The organism is Brasilonema octagenarum UFV-OR1 (genome assembly GCF_963888615.1).
GTDB lineage: Bacteria > Cyanobacteriota > Cyanobacteriia > Cyanobacteriales > Nostocaceae > Brasilonema > Brasilonema sennae.
Window position 1 is genome coordinate 17,415 of sequence record NZ_CAWPKW010000327.1, and the last position, 14,787, is coordinate 32,201.

Annotated in this window: 10 protein-coding genes and 3 pseudogenes; 7 read left to right on the plus strand and 6 right to left on the minus strand. The window is 41.4% G+C overall.

Annotated features, from left to right (window positions below):
* Nucleotides 1-22 precede the first annotated feature (22 nt).
* A complete protein-coding gene (locus AC5590_RS29425; RefSeq protein ID WP_169266842.1) occupies nt 23-1,354 on the plus strand; it encodes a hypothetical protein in 1,332 nt (443 codons plus the stop codon).
* Nucleotides 1,355-1,546: 192 nt separating this feature from the next.
* Here AC5590_RS29425 and psaI read toward each other — a convergent pair whose 3' ends face one another.
* Both psaI and AC5590_RS29435 read right to left on the minus strand, forming a co-directional pair.
* Nucleotides 1,547-1,660, minus strand: coding sequence for a photosystem I reaction center subunit VIII (psaI, locus tag AC5590_RS29430; RefSeq protein WP_169266843.1), 114 nt, complete (start codon nt 1,658-1,660; stop codon nt 1,547-1,549).
* A 113-nt stretch (nt 1,661-1,773) separates the two neighbouring features.
* Nucleotides 1,774-4,119, minus strand: a complete 2,346-nt coding sequence (locus AC5590_RS29435) for a hypothetical protein (protein WP_169266844.1) — start codon at nt 4,117-4,119, stop codon at nt 1,774-1,776.
* A 159-nt stretch (nt 4,120-4,278) separates the two neighbouring features.
* On the opposite strand from AC5590_RS29435, the pseudogene AC5590_RS29440 reads away from it, so the two are divergent.
* The 4 genes and pseudogenes from AC5590_RS29440 to AC5590_RS29455 all read left to right on the plus strand — a co-directional run.
* A pseudogene (locus AC5590_RS29440) lies at nt 4,279-4,499 on the plus strand (L-threonylcarbamoyladenylate synthase); the annotation flags it as partial.
* Nucleotides 4,500-4,807: 308 nt separating this feature from the next.
* Entirely contained in the window at nt 4,808-5,044 is a 237-nt protein-coding gene (locus tag AC5590_RS29445) for a hypothetical protein (protein WP_169266845.1), read from the plus strand.
* A 42-nt stretch (nt 5,045-5,086) separates the two neighbouring features.
* Nucleotides 5,087-5,554, plus strand: a pseudogene (locus tag AC5590_RS29450) (ribonuclease D); the annotation flags it as partial.
* A 135-nt stretch (nt 5,555-5,689) separates the two neighbouring features.
* Nucleotides 5,690-6,286, plus strand: a pseudogene (locus AC5590_RS29455) (RQC domain-containing protein); the annotation flags it as partial.
* 440 nt (nt 6,287-6,726) lie between these two features.
* Here the strand turns inward: AC5590_RS29455 and AC5590_RS29460 are convergent.
* The 4 genes from AC5590_RS29460 to AC5590_RS29475 all read right to left on the minus strand — a co-directional run bounded on the left by AC5590_RS29460 (nt 6,727) and on the right by AC5590_RS29475 (nt 11,510).
* The gene (locus AC5590_RS29460) at nt 6,727-6,972 is read right to left on the minus strand and encodes a hypothetical protein (protein ID WP_169266846.1); all 246 of its coding nucleotides are present in this window, start codon (nt 6,970-6,972) and stop codon (nt 6,727-6,729) included.
* 2 nt (nt 6,973-6,974) lie between these two features.
* Nucleotides 6,975-8,126 carry a hypothetical protein gene (locus tag AC5590_RS29465; RefSeq protein WP_248277316.1) on the minus strand — a complete coding sequence of 384 codons (1,152 nt, stop codon included), beginning with the start codon at nt 8,124-8,126 and terminating at the stop codon, nt 6,975-6,977.
* Between the two features lie 19 nt (nt 8,127-8,145).
* On the minus strand, nt 8,146-8,976 hold the full coding sequence (locus tag AC5590_RS29470; RefSeq protein WP_169266847.1) for an RNA polymerase sigma factor SigF: 831 nt from the start codon (nt 8,974-8,976) through the stop codon (nt 8,146-8,148).
* Between the two features lie 1,700 nt (nt 8,977-10,676).
* A complete protein-coding gene (locus AC5590_RS29475; protein WP_169266848.1) occupies nt 10,677-11,510 on the minus strand; it encodes a photosystem II manganese-stabilizing polypeptide in 834 nt (277 codons plus the stop codon).
* Between the two features lie 965 nt (nt 11,511-12,475).
* On the opposite strand from AC5590_RS29475, the gene AC5590_RS29480 reads away from it, so the two are divergent.
* Together AC5590_RS29480 and AC5590_RS29485 are read left to right on the plus strand one after the other, a co-directional pair.
* Nucleotides 12,476-12,832: a hypothetical protein gene (locus tag AC5590_RS29480; RefSeq protein WP_169266850.1), complete on the plus strand. Its 357-nt coding sequence runs from the start codon at nt 12,476-12,478 to the stop codon at nt 12,830-12,832.
* A 493-nt stretch (nt 12,833-13,325) separates the two neighbouring features.
* Nucleotides 13,326-14,183: a cell division protein FtsQ/DivIB gene (locus tag AC5590_RS29485; protein WP_169266851.1), complete on the plus strand. Its 858-nt coding sequence runs from the start codon at nt 13,326-13,328 to the stop codon at nt 14,181-14,183.
* Nucleotides 14,184-14,787: the final 604 nt, after the last annotated feature.

The following is a 14,787-nucleotide window of genomic DNA, read 5'->3' on the forward strand; positions in this document are numbered from 1 at the left end:
ATCGAGTCTGAGAGATTAACTTGTGGATGTTATATTAGAGCGATCGCACCAACTCAAACAAGACCTCACTGATTTTGTCTATGACGCTGAAGGTGAACTTGCACAAGCATTGGAAAGCTATGCTGCGCTCAAGTCACGTCGTGGAAGCGGTGATAATTTTCAACAAGAACTGATTATTGACTCATTTCTTACAGAAGGGCAAGTTGGTGACTCCTCACCCTTAGATTTGTTTCTCCAAAGCGATCAAGAGTTGTCTGAGCTTGAGCGTGAACTGATTCAAAGTTGGCATCGCACTTTTAGTGGCTTATTTGCTATCACAAAAATCTTACCTGATGGCTTTGAATTAAGGAACTGGTTGACAGACAAATACTACACTGTCAAGCCAAACACCTCCCAGAAACTAAACGAAATGTCTCGATTGAAAGAAGGAGAAATTTTACTGACTCGCATTTCTCCTGTGACTGACAGTTACTGGACTTTCTTCAGTTCCTACACACAGATGGGTAAACTGGGGAAACCAAAACTAGCAGTAGCTATTGGTAATTTTAAAGATAATTACAAAGACAATCTTTATGGTGATGCTCCAGACTTGCTACAAGAAGCTTGGCAATCTGTAGGAATCTATCATCAGCAGTTTCTAGAGTTTTTTGGTACTGATGAAGTCACACTTCCAGGATACCAACTCAACAAAAAGATTGGTGAATTCCAAGAAATTTTAACGAAGAAACGTTTGGAAGAAGCAGGAATTGATCCTTCAAAATCATTAGGAGATGTCGCACAAGAAGCTGGTTTAGGAGAAGAAGAAATCAAAGCAGTTGCAGAAGAATTTGGTGCTGACTCCCAAACAGTTTCACAAATGTTTGAGAAGAAAAACAGCAGTAGTAAAATGGTGATGCCAAAAGTCGATTTACCTGCTGAACTGAAAAAAGCAGAACAGGTGACAACTATGTCTCATCCCCGATGGGGACAGATGTTTCTGCCAACGTACTCTAAAATCAAAACAATATTAGAAGCAGATGATTGGCAAAGTGTAGAAGGTGCCGAAAAACTGATTCGTTTTTATCTAGAAGATAAAAGTATTAATGCTTTCATTTGGCATCGCTTAGCCCAACAGTATCCAACGCAGTTAGAAAAAGTACTACAAACGTTTCTTAAACGACCAAATTTTCAACTTTCAAATGACTTGGATACACTCTTGCAAGAAAACAACAAACCCATAGAGCCAGAGTTACCAGAAATTGCCAGCGTACCAATACACCTGCATAATTTATTCCAAGAAGCTTTGATGGAAGTTAGTAAATCTAAGCCCAAAGGGAAGAGTCAAAAACAAACAACTAAGGGTTTTGGTAAGTGAAAGTTTCAACATACTAGGGGTGTAGGGGTATAGGCGTATAGGGGAGCCAGTACTGAAGGAGGGTTTCCCTCCGTAGGTATCTGGCGTGTGTAAGTGAATACAAGAGTCATCGCGAATTATTTTCTTTGCCTTACACCCTTACACCCTTATACGCTTATACGCTTACACAATGCCCTACGGGCATTGACGAATTTAAGCAATATCCTCGCGTTCCATGTATACAAACAGAAACCCAAAAACTATAGCTGGAACAACCCAACCAATCACTGGAACAAGGATGGAAGAGATATATGAAGCTGAGTACATAAAATATTCCTATCAAATCAAACGACAATTCAAAATGAGCTTACTGCAAATCTTGCATGATTTTTCAAATTCTAAAGATTTTTAACACAGCAGCTTGCAATAAAGTTGATTGTTCATACACCGAAAACTTCGTTTAGCTGCAAGTTAGGTAAGTCTGGAGGTATTACACTGCGCAGGATAGAGACTTTGTGGCTTTCCTGCTGAGTCGCCTTGTTCACAGCCATCGCCTCCAAGCGAATTTCCAAACACCCAAAAGGAACCCTCAGATGAGTGATTTCTTCCAAAACTCCAGCAGGGTTAAGCCGTAAATGTGTTAACCAACGCGGTTCATCTATCAACCCACGAGTTTGGCAATCCAAAATCCATAACTTCACAGCCACTTCATCAGCTACAGGCGCTAACTGGATGCGTATCCTCACAAATTTTCCAGAGATGAGTTCGCCTGATGACAAATGCAGTTGCGGAACTGGTAATGGTTCGGTGATTTCTGCTAAGACAGGTAAGCCAACAGATACATCTGATATTGATTCTTCTTTTTGTTTGGAAGGTTGATTTTTGAAAGTCTGAGGTTCGGTTTCATCGAATATATCTTCGACAACTATTTCGTGTACCAACCTAGCCGACAATACTTTCCCATCAAGGGAGTTTGGAGGTTGGGAAGATGGAGGAGTGAAGGAGTGAGGGAGTGCGGAAAGTTCTCCTTCCTTCGCTCCCTCCCTGCTATTATCGTGTAGATCCTCAGCATCTCCATGTTTTTGTGTTTTTTTGTTAACCTCATCAGACATCTGATCTTGGCTGGCCACAAAATAAATATCGTCGTCTTGGTTTTGCAAATTAATCGGTTCAGGCAAGGAATACCCTTGAGTATGCATCCACTTTATAATCAAGGGGGATATGTCGGGGTTACCTGTGGTGAACAGTTGCGAATTATGGGGAATGACTAATTTGACTAACGTGTCTTGGGGTTGTGCGTTGTCTTTTGCTGCATCTTCATCAAAAGATGAAATCTGATATTGTGTTTGTTCTATAACTGATTTTGCAGCATCCTCGTTATGAATCTCAGTTGTATCCTGCTGTTCGTCAACTGACTCATAACGCATGATGCCTTTTGTTTCATTCTGGGATAGTTTGACTCGTCTGAGGTAGGGTAAAGTTGTCTCCATCCTGATGACTTTACTTGTTATCTGCCTATTTGACTCCAAGTTTGGAGATGCTTCGCAAACAGCAGCAGGACTAATTATCCGATTTTGATGCTGAACAAAGCTTGGTAGTTGAGGCGAAACCGCTGCTGATTTAAGACGACGTAATGGCGGCTCAATTTTCGGTGGCAAAGATTTTTTGGGAGATGGCTGCAACAGATGTGATTTCGCTTTTGTTGGCGTTTTTACTAAATTGAAAAGTTGCAAATCTAGAGGTGTGGATAGTTTTGAGGATACTGGTTGATGTTCTATTGTGTCTAGTTCATTTTTTTTGGCTGTGGCGCTGATTGCCAGTAATTCTGTGACATCTGCTGTCATTGTGAAAAACTGGTTAGTTAACAATGTCGTTTTACCATCAACCGTAAGGATGCCATATAAACTGATTTCTCCCAAAATCAGCTTGGATTCACAATCAGCGGGAACCTCTATGGAACATCTGATCGGAAATGGTATGAACTTTTCGCTTAAGGATAGGCGCACTCGCCTGATGATTTTAGAATCTTGGGGTGAGCGCAGTTCTATTCTGATTTCTCCTGCATAGACTCTTTGATAATTTGATCTTAGGGGATGATCCAAATTCGTCGTTTCTTTTTCCTCTACACGCCCATTGATTGTGAGAGTTTGCCCCCAAGGAACAGTGTAAAAATCTTCCTGAAGTTTCAACACCAGCGGGGGTTCTAAGGTTTGATCACAAAAATCCTCAATTGCTGCTGCCAATTGAGAATCAGGTAAAGCAATCTCTATTAAGTTTTGTAAAATTTCCGATGTTTTCTCACCTTTGAGCCAAACCGGGCTAATCGGCTGCGAAATCATCGCTTCTTCAAGCAATTCATCGCTAAAGACAGGAAATTGCTCCTTATCGACTCTTGACAATCGAGTATCCTCCTGTTGTCGTCCCACCTCTATAACTACTATAGGTAGAACTTTCAACTGGATACAATGTTGCCAAGGTTGATCGACAAAGTGCGACATCAAGTCACCCGAACAACAGAACTCCCAAACTCCTGGCTTGAGATAACTAAAGGGAAGAAGTGCGATTAAGCCTTCAGAGTTTGTAGAACGCGATCGCTTTTGAATTCGCCGCTTCGGTGGAAACTCCATCGTTGAACTATGGGTGATCTGCACTTGCAAATCAGTATTAATCAGGTCAGAGCGAGCTAAAACTCTATACCGACCTTCTACAATTTCTATATTTGGGGATTCTATGGGACTCCAAGAGCGATCGCCCTGTTTCTGTATCAGAAATTGCCAGTGTTTCATGTTGAGTGATGCCCAGACTGTAGAGATGCGCTGGTTATACTAGGATTATCTTGCTTGCCAGTTTAACTCAGTAATTTCAAAAGTCATCACCTGATTATCTTGTTTTAATTAAAACACTGACGACGTTGGGATTACGTCTATGGAATGCCCGGATCTTTTCCTCTTGCAACGACGAGCGCCAATTTATCAGCTCAATCCCCTTAACAACAATGGCAGAGATTTCGGCACAGTTTCCTGATGTTTTGACTCTGGCGGCGACGGAGTTGAAAGACGAGGTGCACGGAGATGGTGTTCCTTCGACTGTTGTGAAATGGACTGGAGAAAATTGCCAAGTTTTACGACAAGGTGCAACGAAAATAAATCAGGGCAGTTTTTTATAACTTCGACACTACCGGATTTCATCTCAATTATGAAATTAAGGCAAGGGTGCATCAGAAGACAAAAGAAAGTTGGGAAAAATTAGAACGAGAAGTACATAAGTAGAAAGTTGACGATTTTTATAAAGCAGCCGACACAATCTTGCTCGGATTTTGCCCAAAAATCCTTATCTGAACAGTATTGGAAGCTGGCAAATTTTGGTGAACACGGGAAATCTAAAATGCTTTATGCAAGAGATAAAGAGCTTTGAGGACTTCTGTATACTCAAACAAATAGTTTATTTGTACTAAATAATAATTATGTAGATACAATGAAGTGCGTACAAACAAAGAGAGAAAATTCAGATAATAAAATAGGCAAGCTGCTTCAGGATTTGAGCGAAAATCATCAAAAAGCGATGACAGATGCTTCAGAACTTCTCAAGAGCACAAGTCATTTTCTTGATGCTTCTGTTTGCACATCAGACAACTCTGGTGGTGCAACAGTCGAATCAAATCACCAAGCAATTCAGGATGGGTTAGTTCAATTGCTTAGCTTGCTTCCGTGAGATTAAAGAGGAAATCAACTAATAATTAAGTAGTTCAAACCAATGTTTTACGTAACTCAAGCTTCGGAAATCCAAGCAATTATAACCCAACTAACTTCGCATCAAATTCTCTGGTTAGATACAGAAGTTGCTGACTATGATACACCCTTTCCAAAACTATCTCTAATTCAGGTTTCGGTAGAACCATTAGATTTAGCTGGGGATAATGTTTATATATTAGATGTTTTTCAAAAGCCTGATGTCGTCAAATACTTTATCAATCAAATTATGGCAAATGCCAACATTGAAAAGGTATTTCACAACTCCAGCTATGACTTGCAGTTTCTGGGTAAGATTCAGGCGCAGAATATCACTTGTACCTTAAAAATAGCAAGACAAATATCACGCAATCGCCTAGGAACATCAAATTTAAAACTTAAAACTCTAGCCAAAGAACTTTGCAATTTTACAAATGTCGATGAAGAGGAAGGAAGAAGTGACTGGGGAAGACGACCTCTGAGCCAAAAACAGCTAGACTATGCCAAGATGGACACTGTTTATCTTGCTCAAGTACATCTTTATCTTAATAGTTGGATACAATCAACTTTCCAGTCTAAAACGTCACATGAATTAGATAATAGCCACAATTCTTATTCTGAACAGGTGGACTGGACAATTGAAGCAATGAAGTTTTTATCTTGTGTGGCGCGTTGTAAAGAAAAATTTGGAATGCTTCACATTATAGATGTGTTGCGGGGAGGAAAAACTCAAAAAATTATCCAACATGAACACGACAAACTTTCTACTTATGGTATCGGTAAAGATAAAACTCTTGATGAGTGGCGAATGCTGGGGCGTTCTCTATTGGAGCAAGGATTGTTAGAACAAAACGGCGATAATTACCCAGTTTTGCAACTGAATGCTCTTAGTTGGGAAATTATGCATAAAAAGCGAAATGTGTCAATAACTATTCCTGTTGTTCAAAAGATGACTTGGGAAAATGATAATGAAAAAGCAGTTGAAGTGGAAATGCTGATCCAGAGGTTGCGATCGCTCCGCCAAGAGCTTGCTGAGGAACAATCTGTTCCACCTCACTTTATCTTTCAGAATTCTACCCTAGAATTAATGGCGCAGGTGCAACCCCAAACTAAAGAGGAATTTAGTAAACTATCAGGCGTAGGTAGTTACAAACTTGCTCAATATGGTGACAAATTCCTAGCTGAAATTTGCGCTCACCGCACTGAACAAGGTTTACCAGAACAAGCCAATTTAGATAGACAAATACAACAGGTTGAATTTCCCAAAAACAGCGAAGATTTTGATAGGGTTGATAAATTAATTGAGCAATTGAAGCAATCTTTAGAGAGTCTAAGTTCTGAGAGAATACCTGAGGATGTACAAAGATTTCTCAAAGCTGCTGCAAAGAGTGGAGCAAGTATTGACCTTCTAACTCTGGAGGTGAAAGAATGGCTCATTCAGCATAGAGTGGCTGAATCTTTACGAATTCGCTTGACGTGACATCCTCCCGACACTGACCCTTCCAAGTTCGCTCAGGGCTACGTCTCTACACAAGTTGACACATCACTAAATCTCACCAAAAATCCTTTTTCATCAACCAAAAAATAGAATTTTTGGGTGGAGAAACCTCAACCCAAAAATTCTTAAACATAGACATATTTACTAAAATTTCTTGTGAGAATTCCTCAAGCAACGTAGCGATCGCGATAATAAGTCAAAATTTGCTGTACCCGTTGCCTACTTTGTGCGCCACACTCAGGCGTATACGAAATCCATAAACCAGCAATTTGGCTTTGACTATAATCAAATTGTTGAGAAGTTTGAGGAATTAAACTCACTTCTACTCCTTCTACCTGACACAAATGAGCTGCTATCTCTCGATAGACTGCTAAAGGTAAACCAGCAAATTCAATTGTTTCTTTTGTCTCCATCTTTAAGTATCTTCCTCTGGAACAGGGTTTTGGGGTAGCGCTGTGTTAGAAACAGGATTTTCCCCAGAAGCAGTGGGTGAGGTTTGAGTAGTAAGTCCTTGCCCTACCATTTTCGCAACCTCAATACCATATTGTTCCAGAATCACGACAGGTTCGGAGCCTTCATTTATTTCAATACGTTTAATCAGGACTCCGTTTGCCAACTGCTGTCCTGCGTGTACATACTGACTTGTTGGCTCATTTGGTACTTTGATAATTGCTTGGGGTTCTTTACCAATGAGAACAACACCAGAAACAACTACTGCTTTGGCTAACTCTGGTTGTGGTGGTGTTACAGATAAGGCAGAGTTAGGGATCGCTTGCGGTGGTGTTACAGATGCTAAGGCAGAGTTAGGGATCGCTTGCGGTAAAACTTTTGGGAGTACACGAGTCAAGGCACCGTTGGGTTTAATTTTATTATGAGATACACGCGCCACTGGCGGTGCTGAGTTATGATTAATCACTTTTTTGGGCGCTGCACTTTGGGCGAGGCTGTTGCTGCCGCCAAGGGCGATCGCTTCGCGCGCCCTATGCCTCAAGCAGGCTTCGGCTGCTTGCCCTGTGCTGGAGGCACAGGGGGAGGGCTGTTTGGAAAACAGCCCTCCGGGCATGACACGGGCGATCGCTTTTTTGTTAATTGTGTGTTTTTCTTGATTTAGCTTTTGTTGGTTTAAAGGATTTTTACTAATAGCAGTTATGACGCTGTGCGGTTTACTCTTAGGTGTGCTTATAGGAGGTAACTTAGGAACAGGTTTTGCCTGTGCAGGCTGATTTGTGACTTTGATGGAATCAGGAACCACAATTCTTGCAAACGGATCATTGCGACCTTTTGATACGATACTGACCCGTTTTGTAGAATCCATTGGTTGAATCAAGTTAGCAGTTGTGGTGGAGGTAACTGGCGGAGTTTGTTTGGTAAGAACCTCTGGATTCTTGAAGGGTTGATTTGTTACTTTTTCGTTAGATACGCCTGGGTTCTTGAACGGCGCTCTTGCTGCTGGTGTGTAGGTGGGGCTAGGATGACTAGATTGTTCACTTTGTGAGGAACAAGAGGCGATCGCCAAAGTAGCCAAAGTCAGAATCGCTGCGATTACAATTTTTGAATTTCTGCCCATGAACTGTTCTCAAAAGCCGTTAATCTTCTGCCACATACATTAAGTGTTTCAGCAAGTCTAGCCCTTTCCTCAGCCTGCGAGAGACCGTAACTACACTTATACCAAGGCGTTCTGCCGCTTGTTTTTGCGTCAAATCATCCAAAAAAACAAATTCTAAGACTTGGCGGGTGGGTTGTTCCAACTGCATCAATGCTTGTTGGATACGAATTTGCTCTTCTTGGGCGAGTTGAAAGCTGTGGTAGCGGTTGTCTGGAACCAAATCTCCCAATAAAGTTGCACTTTCATCTCCATTTTGCACTGGTACATCAAGGCTTAAGGGCGCGCGGTTAGCCCACGCTAATTTAATTTCCTGCCATTCATCAGGAGAAATTTCCAATGCGGCTGCTAACTCAGAGTCAGTAGGTTGGCGATTGTATTTTTCCCTTAATGAACGCGAAACTCTGATTGCTTGCTGTTGCAGGGCAAACCAGCGTCGAGGAATTCGCACGATCACTCCTTTATCTCGAAGATAATGTTGTATTTCACCGCGAATATAGGGAATAGCAAACGAGCTTAAGGCATACCCCTTGGAAATTTCAAATCTTTCTATCGCTCTAATCAAACCCAAACAACCTACTTGGAGCAAGTCCTCGTAGCTTTCATGACATTGATTCATCCAGTAATGAGCTTCTTTTCTGACAAGTCCAAAATTAAGTTTCACCAATTGATTGCGAAAGTCAGGTGAGCCAGATAGCTGATATTCTCGCAACAACTGCCAAATCTCATGTTTGACTTCGTTGGTGACGCATTTGTCCCCTAAAAAATGGGGAGGGTTCCAAGCCCCTTGATTAATCGAGGGGACAACACGCATATCGTATAAACCCTCCCCATTTTTTTCGTGTAAGACCTCGTGACTGTGATTGGTATAACATCGCATTTCTTGGTCGAATAAACAAAGAAATACTCACTTTTAAACCAAGCTGCGATTGCAGTTATAGCAGGGAACGCTTAACGCTTAACACCCGAACGCTTAACAGACTTGAAAGTCTCTTAGTGACCGTGTTTTCTCATTAGTTCGTGTCCTAATCTACCTGGCGACTGCTATGTATATCAGATTTTTTGCAGCATAGCCATTGGAAGATCAACGTCCGCACAATATAACGGCTCTATTTTGAATACAGTACAACCTGCCCCTAATCCCCGGAGAAGTTCGTTAACCCTCCCCGTTCTAGCAGGTGACGTGAAGATACCTAGTAGGGCGGCTGGGGTTTTGTACTTTATCCAACTCAGAAACGCTATAAACACACGAACGCCTTATAGATGCTTTTGTGGAAGGCAGCGAACTTATACCAAATACAGGAGTGTCCGATACCTACATAACACACAAGCTCCAATGGCAGTTAACAATTCAAAATGGACTGCGTCCCGCTGTGCTAACAAAATTCACGCATTAAAGACATTTATGCCTACGGCACGCTACGCGAACAGTTGGGGATTTCAACCCCTACTAAAACTGAAACTACGTATAGACGTAGAGGTCACCGGATCCTTTAATTTACGATAAAGAACTTTGTGCTCAAAGCAGCCACCACAACTCCATTGACAATGCAGCTTAATTTAAATTGGAGGGTTCTTTTGTTTTTTATACCAATCCGCCTTCTAAAACGTAATTTAGATTTTGCCAATACTCTTAAAATTGAGATACTTGAGGCATTTCAGTTTTACGGTAAGAATTGCAATTTGGTATTAATTAACTTTCTGGTATATCCTGTGACTTTCCGAAAACCACATAGAAATAAAATAAAAAATTATAACTCAATAATAAACCGTAATTATACTGAATTATAGTTGTGAAGAAATTGGAGATTATGGGAAATTAAAGAATATATACCAAAAATAAAAACAGATTCTAACAGGGATAATACTTAACTTTGAAAGACATGATCAGCGCTCGCCCCAAAAGATCATATTTATTAGTGAAGGAAGTCAACAGTTTTGCCCACCCGTTAACGAATACGGCTGGATGTTTTATTTTTTGGATTTCCTCTAGTAAACGCATCAGCTTATCAAATTGACTTTACAATTCATAATCTAAATTTAAAAGAATTAAAGATATTTACATGCTCAAATAAAAAGCGCCATACACCCGCTTGATCGAAGGACTGAAAAACTGCGGTGCCCAACGGGAGAGTTCTTCGGGTATGCCTGAGCCTTCGGCACAGCTTCGCTCTCACGGCACGTCTGAGCGCAGAGCGCACGCGGCTTGGGCGAACGACGAACGCAGTCGCCTCTGTCGGGAGACCCCTTCGGGTGTGCGCAGAGCGCACGCCCGAAGGCGTTGCAAGAGCGTCTGGTGGAGGAGATACGCCAGATGCCTAGCTGTTGGGAAACAAGGATCGCAGCCGGTTGTGGTCACTTCCTGCAGCGCTGTCTCACCAGTCGCCTGTAGAAGCAAACAAGAAGCGCACTTGATGTCGTTACCCAACCAACAGAGGTAACTCCAAAACCTCCTTCTTTGAAATTCTCCTGTCAAGAGGGTAAGAGGTTACCTCTTAGGTTTATCAGAACAATCTAGACTTGAGCAGGTTCTACACGAGCGTAGAACAAACCACGAATTTTGACTTCCTCAGGCTCTTTCGCGCCTAAGTCGGTATCTGAAGGCTGTTCGCTCACGAAAGTACCTGCAATTTCACCAGTAGAGCTATCTACTTTCGCTATTTGCAGAAAAATTTTGCCATCAAGAACATCACCTCGCTTAACGTTGGCGTTAATGAGTTCTTGATTATCAGATCTGGCAGGCAGAGCCACCGCGTTATCATACCCACTGGTAACACCGCGACCTTTGGGGTCGAGGAAGGCAGAACCTCGATAGGAGGGGACTTTGAAGGTTCCTTCAAAGTCTGTTGAGGTGTTAATGGTGGTCAAGCCAGGTTGTGTTTGAGCCACCAAGCCTTTGAGACTAAACAGGAAAGGTATGCTTTCACCGCCAGGCAGTTTGACTGTAATAGCTTGAAAGTCAAAGCCATCTTCTTCTACAAAGGTGAGGCTTTGATCTGGATTGATTTTGAGATCGCCACTAATTTGATCCAAGGAGTAGGTGCGGCGAGTCAACAATTTGCCAGCAACATATTCTGCTCGTTGCCGTTTATTAAGGGGTTCTTCTTTCACAAAGTATTGGGTTGGCTCTAAGCACAGTTCTTTTATGCTGTAAGACTGGCTACTATCTATGGGAATAAAACCACGACTTGTTTCTGCCAGTTGGGGGCATTTGACAGCCAAGCCGGTGCCTTTAATCTGGTCGTAGGTTAGAAACTCTGTACTACTCGATGATGGACCTTCACTACAAGCAGTAACTAAACCCAAGCATAAAGCCAAGAGTGCAACAATTAAAGCGCGAAACCTCATGGTTAACCTCAATGTCAAAAATTAATATTTAACTTGTAAAACTGCACCCAAGCTTTGGTAAGCCCAAGCCGTGACTTAAATTTATCAGGAGTTATGCGTTTTTAAACGTGTTGCTTCCTTTAGCCCAAGCTTTTAGCCTCAAACTACCCAGCCCACTGCATCTGTGGGGATGCGTGGTTAAAGGGTGGTCAAAGAATAAGCAGTTTTACATACAGCCCATTGTTTTATGGGAAAATCAGCTGATCATCAGCCAGATCATACGATTTTTTTTAACTCAAAATCAAAGCTTTCTGATGTTTACTAACAAAGCGGGATCGCAAGTAGCTATCTGCCGCTATGCAGAGCGCCAAGCTATCGCCCGTGTCACGCCCAGAGGCTTGCGCAATAACTCGTTACTTTTTTATCTGAGTCGTCAGAACTTCAACTGTTGCTCTACAGGTAGTTGGATCGCTCGTGTATGTATAAAAAGCAACACTTGATTCTGAAAAAATGTGCTCAATATATGAAATCCATAAGCTATGATTAAACAGGTAGTTAACAGTTATTGCTCATATACAATTTTTAAGTATATATACAGGTATCAAAATTATAACTATGGTTTCAGTAAAACAGTCATTAGTAGCTTACCAAAGGAACGTTAGCGGATGGTAAAGGCTTATGAACTTTACACTTTTGCGTCATCCTCACAACAAACCCCACCATCGGTGCTCAATACCTGTCAATATTGGGTTGATAAAGTACTAGCACCAAAACGAGTTCGGGTAGTGAGTCCTTATATCATCAAGCTATTCACCAAAGTCACAGACTCACAAAAACCTATTTTATTTAAGATATGTAAAGAAAATTTATCACAGCAACACTTGATAAATCAATTAACCTTTTCAACGAATGGTTGACTGGTAACAGGTGAATGCACAAAATCTCCGGTAAATTTGAGCAAACCTGATTCACAAGGACAGCGGTGTATGAGTAATGGTAAAAAGTTAGAGTTAACGAAATTGTCTTGTCAACTGCAAACAATTGCATCAGCAGTCCATGATACAGCCCAAGATTGTCAAGGGAATGCTAAAGCTATTTTAGCTTTACTAAGACAGTTGGAGCAGTTACACCGAGAGATCCGAGATGGGGCTTTTCAACAGAGTTTGCCCGATAATCGTCAAGGTCTCTACTCACTGCTTCGCGATATTGAGGCTGAAGGAGGCTGGCCGTATATTGAACGTATGAGGTTACAAGCCTTTTTAACAAAGGCAGAACAACAGACGGCTGTTGAAAACAGCAGTGAGGTTTTGGAAAACGATAGCTCCTTGAACTGGTATTACTAATTTTGAATTGTGGATTTGAGATTGGGAATTGTCAGTTGTTTTTCATTGATTGTTCTTAACGACAAACCTCTGATTTATCCCCATGACCATATTTAAGGCTTGCTCCTACATCACATGCCTATATGGGCATTATATTCAGCACTATCACGTTAATCATGATATTATAAAAGGTTAACCTGTTTCTTCTTTTTTTGTTAAAAATAAGACATTGTATATACTCTGATTAAATTTCTTCAAAATCAACAAATTTTATGCGTTTAAGTACTCTTGTGTTGTTTTAGCTCCTGAGTACTGGGTCGGACAATGAAAAAGTAGTATGCGGATAATACTATTTTTTTTGTAGATTTTTGCAGTAGGAAATGGTTGCCACAAAAAAATCAAAAGGCTAGATTCATCTGGAGAGCAGATCTAATTTCCGCTAACAGGATTTACTAAAATTACGTAATAATACATGCGTAATTACGACTAGGACTAAAAATATGGAAGGGTTTAAATGGCTGGCATTATATCGGTTTCCCGTTCAGATTTAAAAGGTCGCCGTAAAAAATTACGTCAAAAGCGACAGATAAAAATTATTCAGACAATTTGGCAAACCATTACCGTAAGTTCATTGGCGGGAGGTTTGCTGTGGACGGCTATCCAACCGATTTGGGTACTTAAAACACCCCAAGATATTGAGGTTTCAGGTAATCACTTACTATCTAGTGAGGCGATTGAGTCATTGCTTGTGCTTTCCTATCCTCAGTCTTTATGGCGGATAGAACCTCATAGAATCGCCGAATCTTTGAAACAGCAACCGATGATAGTACAAGCGATTGTCAATCGTCGTCTGTTTCCACCAGGATTAATCGTCCAGATTCAAGAACGAGTTCCTGTAGCGATCGCCCAAAGTCGTAGGGATCAAGGAAACAGTGACACGGATCACAAAAAAATATCTGTAGGATTGCTAGATGTTAATGGCGTTTGGATACCTATAGAAAAATACACATCTGGTGATCCCAGCTTGCAATTGCCTAGTCTGAAAGTTTTTGGCTCATTAGAGCAGTACCAACCTTATTGGACTGAACTTTATCAAGCTCTGGGCCAGAGTTCTGTTAACGTTAAAGAAATTGATTTCCAAGATCCAACAAATTTAATTTTGAAAACAGAGCTGGGAAGTATACATCTTGGAGCACCAAATTCTTTGTTGTCTGAAAAAATTAAGGTAATGGCACAAATGCGCAATTTACCTGCACAACTGAATCGTAGTCAAATAGACTACATTGACCTCAAAAATCCAGATCATCCGTTAGTACAAATGAATCAGAACAACAACAGTCTAACTGCTCAGCAAGTATCTAAAAAGATTTGATGGATTCGATGTGTAAGACACACCTAATTGATAAGGAAGTTTTATGCTGAATAAATATACAATTTTCGATATTGCAGTAACCAACGATATGGCAGTACCCAAGTAGAAACCACCGTTCACTTCTAATGACAATGGGAGGAATAATGATTAAAACTTCTACATTGGAGTAGAAGTAGAGGTTGTTATTGCCCTAACATTTAAATATAGTGGGTGCATAAACGCCATAGCTAACTGATGATGGGGTCTAAGCTGAAAAACGCTTATTGGCTACCTAGTGTTCAACAGAACGCATCAGGTGACCGGGTTGAGTTCATGAGCTTTTTATTTTCTGCTAACCCAAAAAAGGAAAGCAATATCGTCTTCGAGGAAAAGTGTGGTGAGTCCAGTGCGCATGAGGAGGGTTTCCAACGCCAGAACAAGCGTGTTCAAAGTAGCGTCTCTGTCAGGAGAGGGAGAGCCTCATCAAGTACTGGCTCCTCTGTAGGCGACGGGCGTTCCCGATAGCCCTCCGGGAACGCCCGTCGCCTGACGCCACATTCTACCCTGCGGGAAGGCGTTCCGCCTACAACGGGGCGGCAGCTTTTCGGGGGAAGCTTCCCCCGAA

Excerpts from the sequence above, each read along its gene's own strand:
- psaI (WP_169266843.1), bottom strand. The coding sequence starts at position 1,660 with ATGTACTCAGCTTCATATATCTCTTCCATCCTTGTTCCAGTGATTGGT.
- AC5590_RS29485 (WP_169266851.1), top strand. The coding sequence starts at position 13,326 with ATGGCTGGCATTATATCGGTTTCCCGTTCAGATTTAAAAGGTCGCCGT.
- AC5590_RS29435 (WP_169266844.1), bottom strand. The coding sequence starts at position 4,119 with ATGAAACACTGGCAATTTCTGATACAGAAACAGGGCGATCGCTCTTGG.
- AC5590_RS29465 (WP_248277316.1), bottom strand. The coding sequence starts at position 8,126 with ATGGGCAGAAATTCAAAAATTGTAATCGCAGCGATTCTGACTTTGGCT.
- AC5590_RS29480 (WP_169266850.1), top strand. The coding sequence starts at position 12,476 with ATGAGTAATGGTAAAAAGTTAGAGTTAACGAAATTGTCTTGTCAACTG.
- AC5590_RS29470 (WP_169266847.1), bottom strand. The coding sequence starts at position 8,976 with ATGCGTGTTGTCCCCTCGATTAATCAAGGGGCTTGGAACCCTCCCCAT.
- AC5590_RS29445 (WP_169266845.1), top strand. The coding sequence starts at position 4,808 with ATGAAGTGCGTACAAACAAAGAGAGAAAATTCAGATAATAAAATAGGC.
- AC5590_RS29475 (WP_169266848.1), bottom strand. The coding sequence starts at position 11,510 with ATGAGGTTTCGCGCTTTAATTGTTGCACTCTTGGCTTTATGCTTGGGT.
- AC5590_RS29460 (WP_169266846.1), bottom strand. The coding sequence starts at position 6,972 with ATGGAGACAAAAGAAACAATTGAATTTGCTGGTTTACCTTTAGCAGTC.